Raw genomic sequence first — 4,968 nt, forward strand, 5'->3', positions numbered from 1 at the left:
TAATTATTTTTTATCAGTTCTGGTTTTAAATTCACAACCTTAAAAAAGATAATTATTGCACCTATAAAATAGAATAATGATGATATTTCAAAAAGCCTTACATACGCAATTAATTTTTGACCACCAAAAATAAAAAGAATAAATCCATAGACCATTGGAGAGAATGCCTCACCAATGCCTGTGGAAAATGAAAATAATGACATAAATCTTCCGGCGCTGCCTCTGGGTACAACATAGCTAATATAAGAATTTGACATTGAAAAATAATTTCCAAATGTTATGCCAAGTACCGAACCAATAATTAAAAAGAGATAAAAGCTTCTTACAAATATTATCATCAGAACGCTTATACCGCCAATTACAGGAAGTATAAAAATGAAAAAGTCCTTGCCAATTTTATCGGATATGAACCCTATTAATACAGCGGATATGGCCGACACCGTTAATATTATAAGGCCGGCAATTGCCACATATATCGCACTATTTTTTATATTAAGTATATATTCGAAATAATAAAACTCAAAGAATGTTAATCCAGAGCTGCCAATAATTATAAAAAAATTTGATATGGACATCCACTTAAATTTTTGTTGATTGGCAATTTTTTTAAATAATTTTGAAAAGTGAAAAAAAATTTTATCTGCATTTGATCTGTAATCCTCATTTCTGATGGTATTTACAGTGAATAATGTTGTAATAAATAATGATAAGATAATTGCCATTAATGCAAGATTCAATTTATTATAACCAAGCAGCAGGCCTGAAATGCCAAAACCAAGTGCGGTTCCAATTAATGTAAAAAATCCACTTATGCCGGATGATGTCCCCCTCTGATAATCCGGTATAATATCCCTAACCAATGGTAAATATGATCCGTATGCCATATTTGACCCTATTTCTATCAATATATAAACAATTAAAATTGATATAATTGAAGAATGAAAAATAATGAAGTATATTAATGATGCCAGCGTGATTGCCGATCCCAGCATTATAAATGGCCTTCTCCTTCCAAATCTTGTTTCAAGGCTGTCTGTTGTTATTCCCGCAAAAACATTAAATGATATTCCTATTATTATGCCTGCAAACGCTATAATGCCCAGATATAATGATTGTGCATTCTGCGCAACCATTCTTGCTATAAGGAAGGGCAAAAACAATGATTCAAAAGAAATCCATAAATAATTATTGCCAAGGTAAATAGAATTCATACCAAATATATATTTAAAGGATTTCCTGGAATACTTTTCCATAAACATGGATACATTAAATATAAAATAATTTTACCAATTTTTATAGAATAATAAATACCGGTACTCTTCATTGTTTGAATTGTGATTTTTATATTTCCTTATAAATGATGGATTTCCAAAAATTTTTCTAATGTATTCACTGTCATAAAAATTTAATAGATACTTACCAGAAATGCTTTTTAATAATTTATGCAATCTTTTATAATCACTGTCTGAAAAATTGTGATTATACCAGCTTTTACTGGGATATGGCGGATCCATATAAAAAAATGCGTCCCTGCCATTGTAATGATCTATTAATGATGAAAAATCCATATTTTCAATAAGCCAGTTTTTAATGTCATTATGAACATCATAAAGATTTTCAAGTTTTTTTATAAATTGTGTATAAATGGATTTCTCCCGGGTGGCATAGGAATTTCCCATACCGCCAAATGATATATTAAGCCTTACAAATAAATTTGCAGCAGATATTAATCTATCATTGCCATCACTAAAATTTTCCCTCTTTATATATTCCTGAAGGTTATCAGGACTTTTTGATATTTCACTCAGATAGTTATAAAGTTCAAAGAAATGAGCTTTTGCCTCAATAAAAAAATTGTACATATTAAAATCTATATCATTGTAAATCTTATGACTGGCATTAACATTTAATATAACGTTCCCTGAACCACCAAAAACGTCTATAAATATATCCGAACCGGAGGATCTAAAAACATTTTGTATATCTTTTATAGAAACATTCTTTCCCCCGGGATATTTAAATAGCCTGAACACGCTAGGATATTATATTAAAATATAATAAAATTGGCGTATGTTAATATAGTCTAATAATATCAAAGCATTAAATGCAGGAAAAAAGAAGCCCGGAATACCTTATTGGCATGAATTCAATTCATATTGGAACGAATTTTCTATGGATTTCATTTGAATCATATATACTGCCAATAGAACTCATAAATTTTGTAAACAACAGCCTTTTTCTGGGTTTCATAGCATTTATAGGCACCGCTGCAGGGGTCTTTATAGGCTTAATTTCAGGAACTGCCAGCGATAAGTACACATTCCTATGGGGAAGACGGGGACCATACATAATTATAGGTGTTATACTAACAGTTTTTTCAATTTTTCTGGATGAGGTAATGAAAATAAATGTTTTTGGAATATTGATAGGGTATATAATGATACAGATATCATCGAATATATCTGTTGGTGCATACCAGCCATTATTTGTGGATTTTTTGCATAAGGATGAGAGGGGTGCGGCAGCAGGCATAAATGGTTTATTCATTTTAATTGGTTCCGCCATGGGCTATGCAGTTACCGGATATTTTATAACAGTTGGAAAAACAATATATGGCCTGATTGTTATATCCGCTGTTCTGATATTTACAGGGATATTAACAACCGGTACCATAAAAAAGGATGATTCTGTTATTGTTCATTCAAGGGAGAGACTATTCAAAATTTTTATGGACATATTTAATCTAAAAAAGGGCATAAAAAGTTATATTTATGTGGTTTTAGGCAGTTTTATGGTTTTTTCAGGTGTTGTTGGGTTATCATTTTTCGAACTTTATTTTTTTAAATACATACTTAATTATTCAAATCCAGCATATTATGTATCAATTGCAGGTATAGTTGTTTTGATGGTTTCCGCACTGGCATCTGTTGTTTTTGGAATATTTTCTGATCGCGTTGGCAGGGTGAAAATGCTTCTATTTACAACATTGATTGGCTCTCTTGCCATGTTTTTGATACCAGAATTTGAAAAATTTACATACTTCTTAATATTTGGATCAATGATAGGGATATCCTACGGAATATTTATGAGTGTCTCAAAAGCCCTGGCCAGCGACATGTCCCCAAGAGAGGAGGCTGGAAAGTTTATGGCATATTATAATATTGCCACCGGAGGGGCATCATCAATTTCACCCCTTATATATGGTTTGATACTTTTTTTCGTCAAATCCTATTCACTTGGATTCAAACTGGTATTTTATACAGCAGGAGTTTTTTTTATCATAGGATTTTTACTATTTTTATATGTTAAAATTAGTGACCAATAATTATCTTTTTAAGGTTTTTTGCCGGTTATAATAATCCACTTTTTTAGAAATGTGTTATTTTCCCATTTTATATAGTCTCTAAATGGACCAGAATTTATTATATAATTATAGCTATCCAGGCCCTCAATTGAGTTTTCCCTAACTGGATATATCCACTGTGCAAACGATATTCTTCTTTCATATATATGGTACTTAATATCATAAAAACCTGCATCCTTTAATAATTTAATCCAGCCCTCTGGAGATTCAGCAGCCATATGGGAATTATCCCGGATATTTTCAAGCCGGTTTAAATAATTAATATAATTTTGGTCACAGGTCATATCATCTATGCCTATCATGCCACCGGATTTAAGTGTTCTATATGACTCATCTATAAATTTTGCCTTGTCCAGAAAATGATGTGGTGCCCTCCTTGATGTTATAATATCAAAATTAGAGTCATCAAATGGCATTGATTCAGCGCTTCCCCTTATTGGTATAATATTCTGCACACCGTACTTATCAGCAAGTTTGGACGTTTCCTTAAGCATGTTTTCTGCAATATCCATGGCATATACTATATCAATTTTACGTGCAAGCCTTAAGCCGGTAAAACCTGTTCCGGTTCCAACATCGAGTCCTTTCATATTTGAATTTAAATTTAAGCTTTCAATTAAAATATCAAGGTCACTATCCTCAGCATGGGACCTGCTCTGAGAGTATTTCTCGGCATTGGCATTGAAAAATTTCTTCGCCCTACCATATCCCTCCATGACTATAGTTATCATAATTAACTATATAAAACCAATCTGGTAGGTATTTTTCCGCTGCATAGATTTATTTATATGTGTATATTATAATATAAATATGTATAACGATTATTTGGAAATACTTAATGAACTAAAGAATAATAACAAAAACTATGCTATTGCAACAGTAATAAGTTCAACAGGTTCATCCATAGCAAAACCCGGATTCAGGCTGATAGTTTCTGAAAACAGGATTATTGCGGGCACGCTTGGGAGCAGAAAAATGGATTCCTATGTTCTTGATGCCTGCAATGAAAGCATAAATAAAAATATGACAAAAAATATTTCAATTGGGCTTGATAAGAATAATAAAATTTATGATTATAACATGGATACAACCTGCGGTGGTGTAATAAATATATTCATAGAACCATTTTATAACAGCCAGAGAATTATAATATTAACAGAATCGGATGATGATGAGATTTATTTAAACATAAAAAAGATTGCAGGTATAATTAAAATAAATTTATTGAAAATAAATACTGAAAATGAAAAGCTGGAGGAAAAACTTAATGATATTGATTTAAAAAATTCTTATTTCATACTGCTCACTAAGAACGAAAAGGAAATAGAATATCTTTCATACATACTTAAAAGGGAACACAAATATATTGGGCTAGTGGCAAGCAAAAACAGGTTTAATAACGACTTAAAAAAATTAAAACAGAATTTTAATGATGATAAATTAAATGAAATAGACTGCCCTGCCGGAATAATGATTAATGCAATAACCCCCGAGGAAATAGCCGTTAGCCTGATATCTAAAATAATATTATTAAAGAATTCTGTATAATTATAAAATTTTTATATATTTATTAACTTGATGAAATTAAATATATATACAACTAT

At 30.9% G+C, this 4,968-nt stretch carries 5 protein-coding genes; 2 read left to right on the forward strand and 3 right to left on the reverse strand.

The features are described from left to right. Positions 1-1,253: MFS transporter (locus AOG55_RS03600; RefSeq protein ID WP_048101335.1), on the reverse strand; the 1,253-nt coding region annotated here is incomplete at its 3' end. Positions 1,254-1,283: 30 nt separating this feature from the next. Further along, positions 1,284-2,033 carry a DNA adenine methylase gene (locus AOG55_RS03605; protein ID WP_048100954.1) on the reverse strand — a complete coding sequence of 250 codons (750 nt, stop codon included), beginning with the start codon at positions 2,031-2,033 and terminating at the stop codon, positions 1,284-1,286. 71 nt (positions 2,034-2,104) lie between these two features. Here AOG55_RS03605 and AOG55_RS03610 point away from each other — a divergent pair, with 71 nt between their 5' ends. Further along, positions 2,105-3,325 carry an MFS transporter gene (locus AOG55_RS03610; RefSeq protein WP_231563389.1) on the forward strand — a complete coding sequence of 407 codons (1,221 nt, stop codon included), beginning with the start codon at positions 2,105-2,107 and terminating at the stop codon, positions 3,323-3,325. Between the two features lie 8 nt (positions 3,326-3,333). Here the strand turns inward: AOG55_RS03610 and AOG55_RS03615 are convergent, their stop codons facing one another. After that, positions 3,334-4,080, reverse strand: a complete 747-nt coding sequence (locus AOG55_RS03615; protein WP_052656659.1) for a class I SAM-dependent methyltransferase — start codon at positions 4,078-4,080, stop codon at positions 3,334-3,336. Between the two features lie 94 nt (positions 4,081-4,174). Here AOG55_RS03615 and AOG55_RS03620 point away from each other — a divergent pair, with 94 nt between their 5' ends. Next, a complete protein-coding gene (locus tag AOG55_RS03620) occupies positions 4,175-4,912 on the forward strand; it encodes an XdhC family protein (RefSeq protein ID WP_048100953.1) in 738 nt (245 codons plus the stop codon). Positions 4,913-4,968 lie beyond the last annotated feature (56 nt).

The sequence above is a fragment of the Acidiplasma cupricumulans genome (assembly GCF_001402935.1).
GTDB classification, from domain to species: domain Archaea; phylum Thermoplasmatota; class Thermoplasmata; order Thermoplasmatales; family Thermoplasmataceae; genus Acidiplasma; species Acidiplasma aeolicum.